Origin of the sequence: Methylobacterium tardum (genome assembly GCF_023546765.1) — a bacterium.
Taxonomy (GTDB): domain Bacteria; phylum Pseudomonadota; class Alphaproteobacteria; order Rhizobiales; family Beijerinckiaceae; genus Methylobacterium; species Methylobacterium tardum.
Window position 1 is genome coordinate 119,036 of the sequence record NZ_CP097484.1, and the last position, 12,944, is coordinate 131,979.

Annotated in this window: 11 protein-coding genes and 2 pseudogenes; 10 read left to right on the top strand and 3 right to left on the bottom strand. The window is 68.0% G+C overall.

Annotated elements, in window-relative coordinates; all coding sequences use genetic code 11:
* Positions 1–11: 11 nt before the first annotated feature.
* The 8 genes and pseudogenes from ruvA (at position 12) to M6G65_RS00630 (ending at position 6,244) form a co-directional block, all read left to right on the top strand.
* On the top strand, positions 12–629 hold the full coding sequence (gene ruvA, locus M6G65_RS00590; protein ID WP_238197520.1) for a Holliday junction branch migration protein RuvA: 618 nt from the start codon (positions 12–14) through the stop codon (positions 627–629).
* Positions 630–817: 188 nt separating this feature from the next.
* Entirely contained in the window at positions 818–1,090 is a 273-nt protein-coding gene (locus M6G65_RS00595; RefSeq protein ID WP_238197519.1) for a (2Fe-2S)-binding protein, read from the top strand.
* Between the two features lie 44 nt (positions 1,091–1,134).
* Positions 1,135–1,632 carry a bacterioferritin gene (bfr, locus tag M6G65_RS00600; RefSeq protein WP_043380322.1) on the top strand — a complete coding sequence of 166 codons (498 nt, stop codon included), beginning with the start codon at positions 1,135–1,137 and terminating at the stop codon, positions 1,630–1,632.
* A 116-nt stretch (positions 1,633–1,748) separates the two neighbouring features.
* The gene (gene dapB, locus M6G65_RS00605; protein WP_238197518.1) at positions 1,749–2,546 is read left to right on the top strand and encodes a 4-hydroxy-tetrahydrodipicolinate reductase; all 798 of its coding nucleotides are present in this window, start codon (positions 1,749–1,751) and stop codon (positions 2,544–2,546) included.
* 14 nt (positions 2,547–2,560) lie between these two features.
* Positions 2,561–3,199, top strand: coding sequence for a 2,3-bisphosphoglycerate-dependent phosphoglycerate mutase (locus tag M6G65_RS00610; RefSeq protein WP_238197517.1), 639 nt, complete (start codon positions 2,561–2,563; stop codon positions 3,197–3,199).
* A pseudogene (locus M6G65_RS00615) lies at positions 3,200–3,854 on the top strand (alpha-ketoglutarate-dependent dioxygenase AlkB family protein).
* Positions 3,851–5,200: a DUF817 family protein gene (locus tag M6G65_RS33640; protein ID WP_347710473.1), complete on the top strand. Its 1,350-nt coding sequence runs from the start codon at positions 3,851–3,853 to the stop codon at positions 5,198–5,200. The pseudogene M6G65_RS00615 and the gene M6G65_RS33640 overlap by 4 nt, the downstream one beginning before the upstream one ends.
* 75 nt (positions 5,201–5,275) lie before the next feature.
* Positions 5,276–6,244: a hypothetical protein gene (locus M6G65_RS00630; protein WP_238197515.1), complete on the top strand. Its 969-nt coding sequence runs from the start codon at positions 5,276–5,278 to the stop codon at positions 6,242–6,244.
* A gap of 4 nt (positions 6,245–6,248) precedes the next feature.
* On the opposite strand, the pseudogene M6G65_RS00635 reads toward M6G65_RS00630, so the two are convergent.
* The 3 genes and pseudogenes from M6G65_RS00635 to M6G65_RS00645 all read right to left on the bottom strand — a co-directional run bounded on the left by M6G65_RS00635 (position 6,249) and on the right by M6G65_RS00645 (position 9,377).
* Positions 6,249–7,867: pseudogene (locus tag M6G65_RS00635) on the bottom strand (gamma-glutamyltransferase family protein).
* A gap of 156 nt (positions 7,868–8,023) precedes the next feature.
* A complete protein-coding gene (locus M6G65_RS00640) occupies positions 8,024–8,446 on the bottom strand; it encodes a hypothetical protein (RefSeq protein WP_192706939.1) in 423 nt (140 codons plus the stop codon).
* 136 nt (positions 8,447–8,582) lie between these two features.
* Positions 8,583–9,377, bottom strand: a complete 795-nt coding sequence (locus M6G65_RS00645) for a hypothetical protein (protein ID WP_250103434.1) — start codon at positions 9,375–9,377, stop codon at positions 8,583–8,585.
* Positions 9,378–9,723: 346 nt separating this feature from the next.
* On the opposite strand from M6G65_RS00645, the gene M6G65_RS00650 reads away from it, so the two are divergent.
* Together M6G65_RS00650 and M6G65_RS00655 are read left to right on the top strand one after the other, a co-directional pair.
* On the top strand, positions 9,724–10,761 hold the full coding sequence (locus tag M6G65_RS00650; protein ID WP_238197512.1) for an aspartate-semialdehyde dehydrogenase: 1,038 nt from the start codon (positions 9,724–9,726) through the stop codon (positions 10,759–10,761).
* A gap of 126 nt (positions 10,762–10,887) precedes the next feature.
* Positions 10,888–12,720, top strand: coding sequence for an alkaline phosphatase family protein (locus M6G65_RS00655; RefSeq protein ID WP_250103435.1), 1,833 nt, complete (start codon positions 10,888–10,890; stop codon positions 12,718–12,720).
* Positions 12,721–12,944 lie beyond the last annotated feature (224 nt).

A 12,944-nucleotide genomic window follows, 5' to 3' on the forward strand; every position in this document is an offset into this window, starting at 1 on the left:
ACAGGCAAGGCATGATCGGCAAGCTTAAGGGAATCGTGGACTCGTTCGGCGAGGATTTCGTGATCCTCGACGTCTCGGGCGTCGGCTACATCGCGCATTGCTCGGCGCGGACGCTCCAGCGTATGCCGAAGGCGGGCGAGCCGGCGGAACTGTCGATCGAGACTCATGTCCGCGAGGACATGATCCGGCTCTACGGCTTCCGCTCCGATGCCGAACGGGAATGGTTTCGTCTGCTCCAGACCGTCCAGGGGGTCGGGGCCCGCGTGGCTCTGGGTGTCCTGTCGGCCCTTGAGCCGGAGGCGCTGGCCAACGCAATCGCCACGGGCGACAAGGCTGCGATCAGCCGCGCACCGGGTGTCGGACCCCGGCTCGCAGCCCGGATGGCCGCCGAACTGAAGGACAAGGCCCCGGCTTTCGCTCCGGTGGATCCGTCGCTGGTCGCCCTGACCGACGCCGTGGGCGCGGGCGCCGCTCCGCAGCCCGTGGCCGACGCGATCTCGGCTCTGGTCAATCTCGGCTACCCCCAGGTCCAGGCCGCCACCGCGGTCGCCGCCGCCCTCAAGAGCGCCGGGGAGGGGGCCGAGGCCAGGGTGCTGATCCGCCTGGGCTTGCGGGAGCTCGCGCGCTGATCCGTTTCGCGACGCCGTCCGTGCGGGACTGGCGACTTGACCCGGGCAAGCGCGGGTGTCATGTGCAGCGCCGACCAGTAAATGATTGAAAAGTCAGTTACTTTTCAAAGCTTCTAAACTGGCGGATGTGCCCGGTTCGGCCCAGTGAGGCTGCGACCGGCTCGGAGAAGGCGGGATCTGCGGCGCGCATGATCGTCTGTTCTTGCAATGTCATCTCGGACGGCGCGGTACGCAGTTGCCTCTCGCCCGGCCCCGGCTGCCCGCGCACCCCGGCCCAGGTCTATGCGTGTCTGGGCTGCAGCCCGAAATGCGGTCGCTGCGCCCGCACCATCCGCTCGATCATGGAGACCGCCCTCGGCCAAGCTGCGCAAGCGGAGAGCAGCCATGCCTGCACGACCGCTTGCGCAAGCGCGTGTAGTTTGGTGAAATTCCAAACTGCGGATGAGGGAGTCGCGGCCTGATGCTTCTGCCCCCCGCCTGAAAACACGGTAAGGAGTACGGGGGCATGAAGGGCGACACCAAGGTCATCGAGTATCTCAACCGGGGTTTGCGCAGCGAACTGACCGCTGTCAGCCAGTACTGGCTGCATTTCCGGATGCTCAATGACTGGGGCTACGTTGAGCTGGCCAAGTTCTGGCGCAAGGAATCGATCGAGGAGATGAACCACGCCGACCGGTTCATCGACCGGATCCTGTTCCTCGACGGCTTCCCGAACCTGCAGGAACTCGATCCGCTGCGCATCGGCCAGAACGTCCAGGAGATCCTGGATTCCGATCTCGCCGCCGAGAACGAGGCCCGCAGCCTCTATCTCGAGGCTGCAAAGTACTGCGATTCGATCAACGACCGCGTGTCCAAGCGCCTGTTCGAGGATCTGGCCGAGGACGAGGAGGGTCACATCGACTTCCTTGAGACGCAGCTGGAGCTGATCAAGCAGATCGGCCTGCCGCTCTACGCGCAGAAGCATATCGGCGGGCTTGAGCAGATCGCTCCCGAGAAGGAATAACCGCGCGCGGGCGCCCGTCATGACTGCGGTGGATTGGGCGCCCGGCGGACGACACGGGGCGGAGCGGGCCTTCTCGGCCCGGGCCCCGCGAACCCTGTGACGGAGTTGGAAACCGGATGCGGCTCGTAGTGGTCGGCGCCGACGGGCGCATGGGGCGGATGCTGGTGCGCGCGGTTGCGCAGGCCGAAGGCTGCACCCTGTCGGCGGCAATCGAGCGCGAGGGCTCCCCGGCCCTCGGGCAGGATGCGGGCACGCTGGCCGGCCTGTCGCCCCTCGACGTGCCGGTGACCGACGATCCCCTGGCGGCCTTCGCGGCGGCCGATGGCGTGCTGGATTTCACCGCGCCGGCAGCCACGGTCGCGTTCGCCGAACTCGCGGCCCAGGCCCGCATCGTCCACGTCGTCGGCACGACCGGCCTGTCCGAGGACGACTTCGCCAAGTTGCGCGCGGCGTCCTACCACGCCCGGATCGTGCAATCGGGCAACATGTCCCTCGGCATCAACCTGATGACCGAACTGGTGCGGTGCGTGGCCAAGTCGCTCGGCGACGAGTTCGACATCGAGATCTGCGAGATGCACCACCGCATGAAGGTGGACGCCCCCTCCGGCACAGCGCTGATGCTGGGCGAGGCCGCCGCGGCGGGACGCGGCGTCGATCTGAAGGCGGTCCGGGTCTCGACCCGGGACGGGCATACCGGCGCCCGCAAGCCCGGTGACATCGGTTTCGCCACGCTCCGGGGCGGCAGCGTCGTGGGCGACCACAGCGTCATCTTCGCCGGCACCGGAGAGAGCCTCACGATCAGCCACCACGCCGGCGACCGCGGCCTTTTCGCGACCGGTGCGGTGAAGGCCGCACTCTGGGCGCATCCGAAGCCGCCGGGCTTTTACACGATGGCGGACGTGCTCGGCCTTTGACAGGCGGTGCGGACATGGAACGGCTCCTCGTCCTCGTCCGGCACGGCCAGAGCGACTGGAACCTCAAGAACCTGTTCACTGGCTGGCGCGACCCCGACCTGACGGAGCGCGGCGTGGCCGAGGCCCGCTCGGCCGGGCGCGGGCTGAAGCGGGAGGGCTACAGCTTCGACGCGGCGTTCACGTCGGAGCTGGTGCGGGCGCAGCGGACCTGCGCCCTGCTCTTGGAGGAGATGGGCTTGGGCGATCTCGCGGTTGTTCGCGATCGGGCCCTCAATGAGCGCGACTACGGCGAACTCTCGGGCCTCAACAAGGACGATGCCCGGGCCCGCTGGGGCGACGCGCAGGTCCATGCCTGGCGGCGATCCTACGACGTGCGTCCACCCGGGGGCGAGAGCCTCAAGGACACGGCGGCGCGGGTGCTGCCCTACTACATTACTGCGATCCTGCCGCGGGTCATGGCCGGCCAGCGGGTTCTGGTAGCGGCCCACGGCAACTCGCTGCGCGCCCTGGTGATGGTTCTCGACCGCCTGGACGGCGACGCCGTCACGGACCTTCAGATCAGGACCGGCGTCCCGCTGGTCTACCGCCTCAACGCCGACACCACGATCGCCGCCAAGACGGTGCTGGCGTGGGACGGCGATGCGGGCCCCTGAGTGGCGACCGAACTCGCGCCCGGCCTGATCCATCATCCGGGCTTCCTCGACGCGGCCGCCCGCGCGCGTCTTGCCGCCGAGATCGCTGCGGTCCTCGAAGCCGCCCCGCCAGTCACGCCGCGCATGCCGCGCACCGGCAAGCCGTTCTCGGTGCGGATGACGAATGCCGGCCCCCTCGGCTGGGTCTCGGACATCAGCGGCTACCGCTACCTGCCGACACATCCCGAGACGGGGCGCGCACTGGCCGCCTCTGCCGCCGACCGCCCGCGCGGCCTGGGAGGCGCTGGCGGCATATCCGGCGCCACCAGAAGCCTGCCTGATCAATCTCTACGCACCGGGGACCCGCATGGGACTCCACCAGGATCGGGATGAGGCGGATCTCGCGGCGCCGGTCCTGTCGCTGTCCCTCGGTGCCGCCGCGCTGTTTCGCTACGGCGGACTGAACCGCTCCGATCCGACCCGCTCGGTGCGCCTTCAATCCGGAGATGCCCTGGTGATCGGCGGCGCGTCGCGGCTGATCTATCACGGGATCGACCGGCTCTACCCGAGCGCCGACCTCCTCGACGAGGAGGGTGGGCTCGCCTTCTTGCCGCCGAGCGGCCGCTGCAACCTGACCCTTCGTCGGGTCACGGCGGCAGGAGGGGCGGCTCGTTGACGTCAGCGCCTGATCGCGACTCGTCCGACGAACCGGCTCCGCCGAAGAACGGTGTCAGCGCAGCGGCACAATGGCAGGCGATCGGGCGCTTCATCGTCGCCGAGGCGCGCCTGCAGGAGGCGGTCGTTGCGCATGGCCGCGTCGCGGCCGCAATCTATGAATTCGTGCGCTTCGGGCTGAAGCAGGGCTGGGCCTGCCTTTTCGGCGGCCTGCTGCTGGCGCTGATGCTCGGCACACGCTTGGTCTGGCCGGAGCACGCACCAATCGCACGGTACGACGCGCTGTTCCTCGCAGCCGTGATGCTTCAAGTGCTCCTGCTACGGCTGCGGATGGAGACGTGGTCCGAAGCCAGGGTGATCCTGGTCTTTCACGTCATCGGCACCGCGATGGAGATCCACAAGACGGCCATCGGAAGCTGGGTCTATCCGGAAGCGAACCTCTTCCGTCTGGGTGGCGTACCGCTGTTCACGGGTTTCATGTACGCGGCCGTCGGCAGCTATCTCGCTCGCGTGTGGCGCCTCTTCGATTTCCGGTTCAAACGGCATCCAAGCCTGCGCCTGTTGGCGCCGCTCTCGGTGGCGATCTACGTCAACTTCCTCACCGATCATCTCGGCTACGATTTGCGCGTTCCTCTCCTTCTCATCGCCGCGGCAGCGTTCGCCCCCGCGATCGTGTACTTCAAGATCTGGCGACAGCACCGCGCGATGCCGCTGCTGCTCGGACTTCTGCTCGTTGCGCTGTTCATCTGGTTCGCGGAAAACCTGGGTACTCTTTCGGGCACTTGGCTCTATCCGAGCCAGAGGCATCACTGGTCCATGGTTCCAGTGGCCAAGCTTTCCTCCTGGTTCCTGCTGATGATCGTGTCCTACACCCTCGTCGCCCGGGTGAACGGAATTGCCAGCTGGCCGGCCGCGACCCCGATGACGGCACCGCCACGCCTCCCGGCCGCTCGTTGGACGCACCTCGGCCTCGCCATTGCTGTGATCGGGCTGGGCCTTCTGCTGCGGGTGCCAACCTGGCATCTGCCGCTCCCGGTTCACCATTACGGCGGCGGCATTCTATGGGGTGCGATGGTGTTCCTGCTCGTAGCTGCCCTGCGTCCGGCGCGATGGGGCCTGCGCGGCTGTGTGATCGCCGCCGCGATCGGTGCGGCGCTCATCGAGACGAGCCGGCTGATCCACACCGCAGCCCTGGACGCGTTCCGGTCGGCGATGGCCGGCCAGCTCCTGCTCGGCAACATCTTCTCGGTGTGGAACTTCGGAGCTTACGCCGCCGGCATCGGTGCGGCCGCTCTGCTGGCGGTTTCCCTTCATCGTGATCGCAGGCGCGCCGCGCTGCCGGCTTGACAGATCGAACTGCCGGGCAGACCCATCGCCTGCGGGCTAACCCCAAGTTGGGTTCACCAGGAGAACCGGTATTCGATGCTGATGCGCAACCTGATGCTGCGTCTCGGACGGGTTCTCTGCGCCGCGGCGCTGGCGGCCAGCCTTGGATCCGCCGCCCATGCCGCCGACCCCGTCTTCCCGCCGGGCTCGCGGTTCGGCTTCGAGCCGCCCGCCGACATGGTGCTGTCCCGCCGCTTCTCCGGATTCGAGCGGAAGGAGGGCGGCGCGACGCTGTCGATCGTGGAACTACCCGCGAACGCCTTCGCGGAACTCGTCAGCGGTTTCACCGACGCCAACCTGCTGAGCCAGGGCTTCGCGGTCGAGAAGCGCGAGGAGGTCAAGATCGGCGACAACGAGGGCATGCTCTATACCGGTGAGCAGCCTGCCGATCCGAACGCCTCCGCGCCGGCGATCCGCAAGTGGATCCTCGTCGTCGGCGCGCCGAGCGTGACCGGCCTCGTGATCGCGCAGGCGCTGCCCGACGCCGAGACCGAAGCGACGATGCGCAAGATGGTGACCGGCGTGACCCTGCGGCCGGCCCTGAGCCTGACCCAGCAGGTCGACGCGCTGCCGTTCCGCATCGCCGACCTGGCGGGCTTCAGGCCGGTGCGGGTTCTGGCGGGAAACTCGGTCCTGCTGACCCAGGGTCCGAAGGACCAGATGCAGAATCTGGAGCAGCCGATCCTGGTGTTGGCCCAAGCCGTGCAGCAGCCGCCGACGGCGGAGCAGCGGGACGGCTTCGCCCGGGCCGCCCTCGCGTCGAACCAGACCCTCAAGGATTTCGTGATCGAGCGCTCGCAGAGCTACCGCTCGAACGGCGTCGACTGGCACGAGATCGTGGCCCGCGCCATCGACCAGCCGACCAACGTGCCGGTGGTCGTCTCGCAGACCATCCGGTTCGCGCCGGATGGCTACCTGCGCGCCCTCGGGGTGGTCCGCGAGGATCAGCGGACCGGCGTGCTCGCCAAGTTCCGCGAGGTGGTCGACAGCGTGCAGGTGAAGTAGCGCCTCACCACACCACAGCCTGGCCGTCCCGACGCGGATCGCTCGCCGCGACGTAGCCCTCCACCGACGGGTCGCCCATCCGCCAGATGAACTGGCCGGCTCCGAAATCCTGGTAGCTGTCCTCGATCACCTCCAGCTGGTGGCCGAGGGCCTTCAGGCGGTCGAGGGTTGCAGCCGGCATCGCCGCCTCGACGTTGATGTCGAGGCCCTCGTTCACACGCCACCGCGGCGCATCACAGGCCGCCTGCGGATTCTGGCCGTGATCGATCATCCGCACCAGCGTCTGGACGTGACCCTGCGGCTGCATGTTGCCGCCCATCACGCCGAAGCTCATCACCGGCGCGCCGTCCTGGGTGAGGAAGCCCGGGATGATCGTGTGGAACGGGCGCTTGCCCGGCGCCACCACGTTGGGGCTCGCCGGATCGAGCGCGAAGCCGTAGCCGCGGTTCTGCAGCGAGATTCCCCAACCCGGGACGACGACGCCGGAGCCGAAGCCCATGAAGTTCGACTGGATGAAGCTCACCATCATGCCGGATTCGTCGGCCGCGGTGAGGTAGATCGTGCCGCCGGCGGGCGGCTTGCCGGTCCGAACACCTGGGCCCGGTTGCGATCGATCAGCTTCGCGCGCTCCGCCAGATAGGCCGGATCGAGCATCGCCTCCGGCGTCACCTCCATGCTGCGCGGGTCGGCGACGTACCGGTAGGTGTCGCTGAACGCGAGCTTCATGGCCTCGATCTGGAGGTGCTGAGACTCGGGACCGTCAACCGGCAGGCCGGCGAGGTCGAACTGCTCCAGGATACCGAGCGCGATCTGCGCCGCGATGCCCTGACCGTTCGGCGGGATCTCGTGCAGCGTGTAGCCGCGATAATCCTTGGCGGTCGGCGTCACCCATTCGGGCCGGAACGCCGCGAGGTCGGCGGTCGTCATGGCCCCGCCATGGGCTTTCGCATGCGCGGCGATCGCCTCGGCGATCTCACCCCGGTAGAACGCCTCGCCCTTGGTCTCGCCGATCAGCCGCAGGGTCTTCTCGGCACCCGGGAACGTCACCAGCTCGCCGACATCCGGTGCGCGGCCGCGCGGCAGGAAGAACTCGGCGAAGCCCGGCTGACGAGTGATCGCCTCCACCCCGGCGGCAGCCGCCCATTTCTGCTGCACGACGACGGGGGCGAGGTAGCCGCGCTCGGCGATGCGGATCGCCGGTTGCATCAGGTCTGCGAAGGGGAGGCGGCCGAAGCGTTCGCTGAGCGCGACCCAGGCGGCAACCGCACCGGGAACAGTGATGGAATCCCAGCCGCGCATCGGCGGCCGTTCGGACGCCCCGTATTTCCGCAGGAAGTAATCCGGGGTCCAGGCTGCCGGCGCGCCGCCCGACGCATTGAGGCCGTGCAGCGCCTTCCCATCCCACAGAATGCAGAAGGCGTCCGAGCCGAGCCCGTTGCTGCAGGGCTCGGTCACGGTCTTGGCCGCGGCTGTCGCGATCGCCGCGTCGACGGCGTTGCCGCCGGCCTGAAGCATCTGGATTCCGGCCTGAGCGGCCAGTGCGTGCGAGGTCGCCACGCAATTGCGGCCGAACATCGGCATGCGCAGCGACGGATACCCGGACACCCAGTTGAACGGCTTCATGTCATCGATCCCGTCGCGGCGGCACAGATGTCGCCGCGACGACTGGCATACAGGATTACCGACGCCGGTGAAGGCGAGAGGGGCCCGGATCACAAACGAAAAGCGCGGACCCTTGGGTCCGCGCTCCGCACCGTCAGCCGATGAGGCCGGGTGATTCTAGTAAGGACGGCCATAGAGCGGCGAGGTCGGGTCCAAGCGGTCGACGAAGGAGAGGTCGACGTTCCGGATCGCCGACGAACGGGCGCCGATGAACGGGCCGTTGGTGATCGGATCCGGCAGGATGCCGCGGCCGAAGCGGTCGGTCGGCCCGTAGGGCGGGGTCAGCTGGTTCGACGCCGCGATCAGGTAGGGGTTCAGGGCGGGATTGCGCGAACCACCAGCACCCGGAACGTTCGAGGTCAGCGGCACGTTGCCGGCGTCAAGCCAGCTGCGCGGGCGGACGCGGATCGGCAGGGGCCGGCTGACCCGGTAGATCGGACCGGCAACGAAGCCGTCCTGGGCTTGGGCCGGCGCCGGGACCGCGGCGCCGAAGCCGGCAGCGGCGATGACGCCGAGAAGGGCGATCTTGAGCGAGCGCATGGCCAACCTTGTCTGAGAGTGGCATCAATATGGCGGTGGAAGCTTAACAGTTCGCCGCCTTTGAGAAGAAGACGCTTGAGCGAGGCTGTTGTTCCAGCGAAACGGTCGAGCTTGTGTGTTTTGCCACACTCCAGCCTCATTTCTTAGATCGCGCCCTTTGACCGATTGATCCTGTCCGGCTTGCTGCCTCCGCGGTGGGTTTCGCGAACGCGCAAGCGTCAGCATTTCTGGGAGCGGCCGAGAAGGCCGCGGTCGTGTCCAGATCGGCAAGGTCGGCGAGGCTGAGCGCGTCGATCATGCAGGCGACGGTTTGTGCCTCCGGCGGTTGCCCCAGCGGTGCGCACATCCACCCATCCAGGCGGAAAGCCGCCTCGCGCGTCACGAAGCCGGTGCATGTGCGCCGCGACGCACCGCCGAGAGTTACCTCGAGAAGCTCCACGGCCCCGAGCTTCGTGTCGATCCGGCCGTACGGGCCGGTCCGCACCACGGATAGGGCAGCGCGGCCGATCTCGGGACCGGCAGCGGCGCGCCGGGCGACGAGCACAAAAAGGCTCGCCGGGCGTTCGGCGGACAGGCCGCGCGTGAGGGTGACCCGCAACGTGGGGGCCTCCATCGCGTCGAAGTCTCCGCGTGTCAGCGAATCTTCACGCTGGCCCGTCCGGGTGTCGACTCGCCCGGAAGCCACCCGAACCGGGTCGGAGCCTGGTTCCGCCAAGCCGAACTGCGCGACCGAGGCAGGGGGAGGGGCCTGAACAGCCGGCTTCGTCGGGACGAAGGACGTTGGGAGGCGTGCGGCACCGGAGGTTTCGACTTTCGTCCGCGCGTAGAACGACAAGGCCGTGATCACGGCTGCCGCGAGGGCGAGCTGCGCGCTGGCGCGCATGACCGACAGCTTCGGCCGATCGGCATTCGGCCCGGCGTCGCGGATCACGTCGTCTCGTGTTGCCCTGGTCAGCATGGCACCCCGTGCGGACAGCTGTTCCGTCAAGCCGCAGCGAGGTTGGCCGGGAAGGATTACATTCCCTTTCCCTCAGGCCGGGTCCTCACCGGCTTCGTTCGTGTAGGGTGAATCAGTCGTTGACCGGGCCGCGGCCTTGACACCGCCGTGCCATCGGCGCCTTGCTCACTGCGGCCGTCGATCCCACCTCCTGCGAGGACGGGATCTGCGGCCGCGCCCGTTTCACGGGCGCCGTCCGGCACGAACGATCCTTCGGCCGAATTTGCTGGCAGGAGCGCGGCACCCGGATCAATCGGGGTTTTCCGCGCGGAGACGAGAGATGGGTTACAAGGTCGCCGTCGTCGGCGCCACGGGTAACGTGGGCCGCGAAATGCTCGATATCCTGGCCGAGCGGGCTTTCCCCGCCGACGAGGTCGTGGCTCTGGCCTCGCGCCGCAGCCAGGGTCAGGAAGTCTCCTACGGCGACAAGACGCTCAAGGTCAAAACGCTCGACACGTACGACTTCTCCGACACCGACATCTGCCTGATGTCGGCCGGCGGCGAGGCCTCGAAGGAGTGGTCGCCCCGCATCGGCCAGCAGGGCTGCGTGGTGATCGATAACTCGTCGGCGTTCCGCTACGACGCCGACGTGCCGCTGATCGTGCCCGAGGTGAATGCCGACGCCGTGGTCGGATTTACCAAGCGCAACATCATTGCCAACCCGAACTGCTCGACCGCGCAGCTGGTCGTCGCGCTGAAGCCGCTTCACGAGGCGGCCACGATCAAGCGCGTCGTGGTCTCGACCTACCAGTCGGTCTCCGGCGCCGGCAAGGAGGCGATGGACGAGCTGTTCAACCAGACCCGCGCCGTGTTCACCGCCGGCGAGATCAAGCAGGGCGGCAAGTTCACCAAGCGCATCGCCTTCAACGTCATCCCCCACATCGACGTGTTCATGGAGGATGGCTACACGAAGGAAGAGTGGAAGATGGTCGCCGAGACCAAGAAGATGCTCGACCCGAAGATCAAGCTGACGGCGACTGCCGTCCGCGTCCCGGTCTTCATCGGGCACGCGGAATCGGTGAACATCGAGTTCGAGCAGCCGCTCTCGGCCGAGAAGGCCACCGAGATCCTGCGCGCCGCCCCCGGCGTGCTGGTGATCGATAAGCGCGAGAACGGCGGCTACATGACGCCCCACGAGGCGGCCGGCGAGGACGCAACCTACATCTCGCGCATCCGCGAGGACGCGACGGTGGAGAACGGCCTGAACTTCTGGTGCGTCTCGGACAACCTGCGCAAGGGCGCCGCTCTGAACGCGGTTCAGATCGCCGAGGTCCTGATCAACCGCAAGCTGCTGAACCGGGCCAAGCACGCCGCGTAAGACCATTCCCCCTTCCGCCGGAGGGGGTCCCGGATCCGGGTTCGTGGGACAACATTCCTCGGATCCGTCACGCGCCTGTCATCGTTCAGGCTCACGCCGCTGCCCGGATCACTCGGAGATTCGGGTATGCGGCGCGTCATTCTTTCCTGTCTTGTCGGCTTGAGCCTCGCCGGATCGGCCCAGGCGCAGCCGCAAGCCCGCAACGTCGTCCTGTTCATCGCCGATGGGCTCCGCGACGGCATGGTAAATGCCGCGAATGCGCCGACCATGGACCGCCTGATGCGGGCCGGCGTGCGGTTCACCAATACGCACTCTCTCTTCCCGACTTTCACCATGCCGAACGCCACCGCCATGGCGACGGGCCATATGCTCGGGGATACCGGGCAGTTCGGGAACACGATCTACACGGCTTTCCCGGTCCCGGGTGCCGGCGAGAGCCTCACGCCGTTCCTGGAGAGCGACCCGGTCCTCGGCGATGTCGACGCGCACTTCGCGGGCAACTACCTCAACGAGGAGACGATCCTGCGCGCGGCCCATGCCCAGGGCCTCTCGACCGCCAGCATTGGCAAGCTCGGGCCGTCGCTGGTCTTCGACCACACGGCGCGTTCCGGACAGGACAGCATCCTGGTCGATGACAGCACGGGCCGTCCCGGCGGCATCCCGCTGAGCGAGGAACTCCGCACGCGTCTTGGCGCGGCCGGCTTGCCGACCCAGGCGCCGACGCGGGGCACCAACGGGCAGGCCGGGACCGCGGAGACGCCCGGAACCCTCTCGGCGAATGTCGAGCAACAGAGCTACTTCGCCGATGTGGCCACCAAGGCGGTCCTGCCGCTGTTCAGGGAACGCGGAAAACCGTTCGTGCTGGTGTTCTGGTCGCGCGATCCCGACGGGACGCAGCACAATCAGGGCGATAGTCTTGGGCGGCTGGTGCCGGGGATCAACGGTCCGACCAGCCTCGCGGCGATCCGCAACGTGGACACCAACCTGGCCACGCTGCTCGCCGCGCTGAAGGAACAGGGTCTTGCGGACAGCACGGACGTGATCCTCACCTCCGATCACGGCTTCTCGACCATCTCGAAGGAGAGCGCGACCAGCTTCTCCGCGACGCTAGCCTACAAGGGCGTCCCGAAGGGTCAGATTCCGCCGGGGTTCCTCGCCATCGATCTCGCACATGAACTCGGGCTCGGTCTGTTCGACCCCGATGCCAAGGGCGCCGTGCTCGCCGCCGACGCCTTCCCCAGTCGGGCCAACGGCCTGATCGGCACGGATCCGGCAAAGCCCGACGTGGTGGTTGCCGCCAATGGCGGCTCGGATCTGGTCTACCTGCCGGGTGGCGACAAGGCGCTGGCCCGCAAGGTGGTCGAGGCCCTGACGCGCCAAGACTACGTGAGCGGCCTCTTCGTGAGTGCCGCCCTGGGGCCGATCCCAGGGACGCTCCCGCTCTCCGCCATCGCCCTCGACGGCTCGGCGCTGACCCCGATGCCGGCGATCGTGGTCAATTTCCGAAGCTTCTCGACGGGCTGTTCAGATCCGACGACCTGCGGCGTCGAGGTCTCCGATACCGGATTGCAGCAGGGCCAGGGCATGCACGGCAGCTTCTCGCGTGCTGACACCCGCAACGTCATGGGTGCGATGGGCCCGAGCTTCCGCGCGGGCCTCGCGAGCCCCGTGCCGGCGAGCAATGCCGATCTCGGCAAGACGATCGCTCAGCTCCTCGGCCTCACGATCCCCGGCAAGGGCCAGTTGGTCGGGCGCGTCCTGACCGAGGCCCTCGCGAACGGCAGCACGCCGACCTTCGCGAGGGCGGTGCTCCGCTCGGAGCCGGATGCTGCCGGCCACATCACGGTGCTGGCCTATCAGACGGTGGGTGAGACCCGCTACTTCGATGCTGCCGGATATCCCGGCCGCACCCTCGGGCCCGACATCCCCGCGCTCACGGCAGCGGCGGAGGCGCATTGAGCCTCGCGCCTGTCGGCGTCGGGATGCTTCGTCCGTCCTCACCGCGCTGTAGAGCGCCGAGAAGGCTGTGCCGCCGCGCCCACCTTTCGGGATGGCCTCGGCGGGGAGCCTTGAAGGAGGTTTGAAGGGATCGCGCGGCTGTCCGGAGGCCCCGTCGAGGCCTCCGTTGCGCTCCGACGCCTCTGGATGAGGGCCGCGTATTGGATCGATGCGGTGCCGTGCGG

Bases quoted from the DNA above. Each gene is read 5' to 3' on its own strand.
- ruvA (WP_238197520.1), top strand. From the start codon at position 12: ATGATCGGCAAGCTTAAGGGAATCGTGGACTCGTTCGGCGAGGATTTC.
- M6G65_RS00595 (WP_238197519.1), top strand. From the start codon at position 818: ATGATCGTCTGTTCTTGCAATGTCATCTCGGACGGCGCGGTACGCAGT.
- bfr (WP_043380322.1), top strand. From the start codon at position 1,135: ATGAAGGGCGACACCAAGGTCATCGAGTATCTCAACCGGGGTTTGCGC.
- dapB (WP_238197518.1), top strand. From the start codon at position 1,749: ATGCGGCTCGTAGTGGTCGGCGCCGACGGGCGCATGGGGCGGATGCTG.
- M6G65_RS00610 (WP_238197517.1), top strand. From the start codon at position 2,561: ATGGAACGGCTCCTCGTCCTCGTCCGGCACGGCCAGAGCGACTGGAAC.
- M6G65_RS00630 (WP_238197515.1), top strand. From the start codon at position 5,276: ATGCTGATGCGCAACCTGATGCTGCGTCTCGGACGGGTTCTCTGCGCC.
- M6G65_RS00640 (WP_192706939.1), bottom strand. From the start codon at position 8,446: ATGCGCTCGCTCAAGATCGCCCTTCTCGGCGTCATCGCCGCTGCCGGC.
- M6G65_RS00650 (WP_238197512.1), top strand. From the start codon at position 9,724: ATGGGTTACAAGGTCGCCGTCGTCGGCGCCACGGGTAACGTGGGCCGC.
- M6G65_RS00655 (WP_250103435.1), top strand. From the start codon at position 10,888: ATGCGGCGCGTCATTCTTTCCTGTCTTGTCGGCTTGAGCCTCGCCGGA.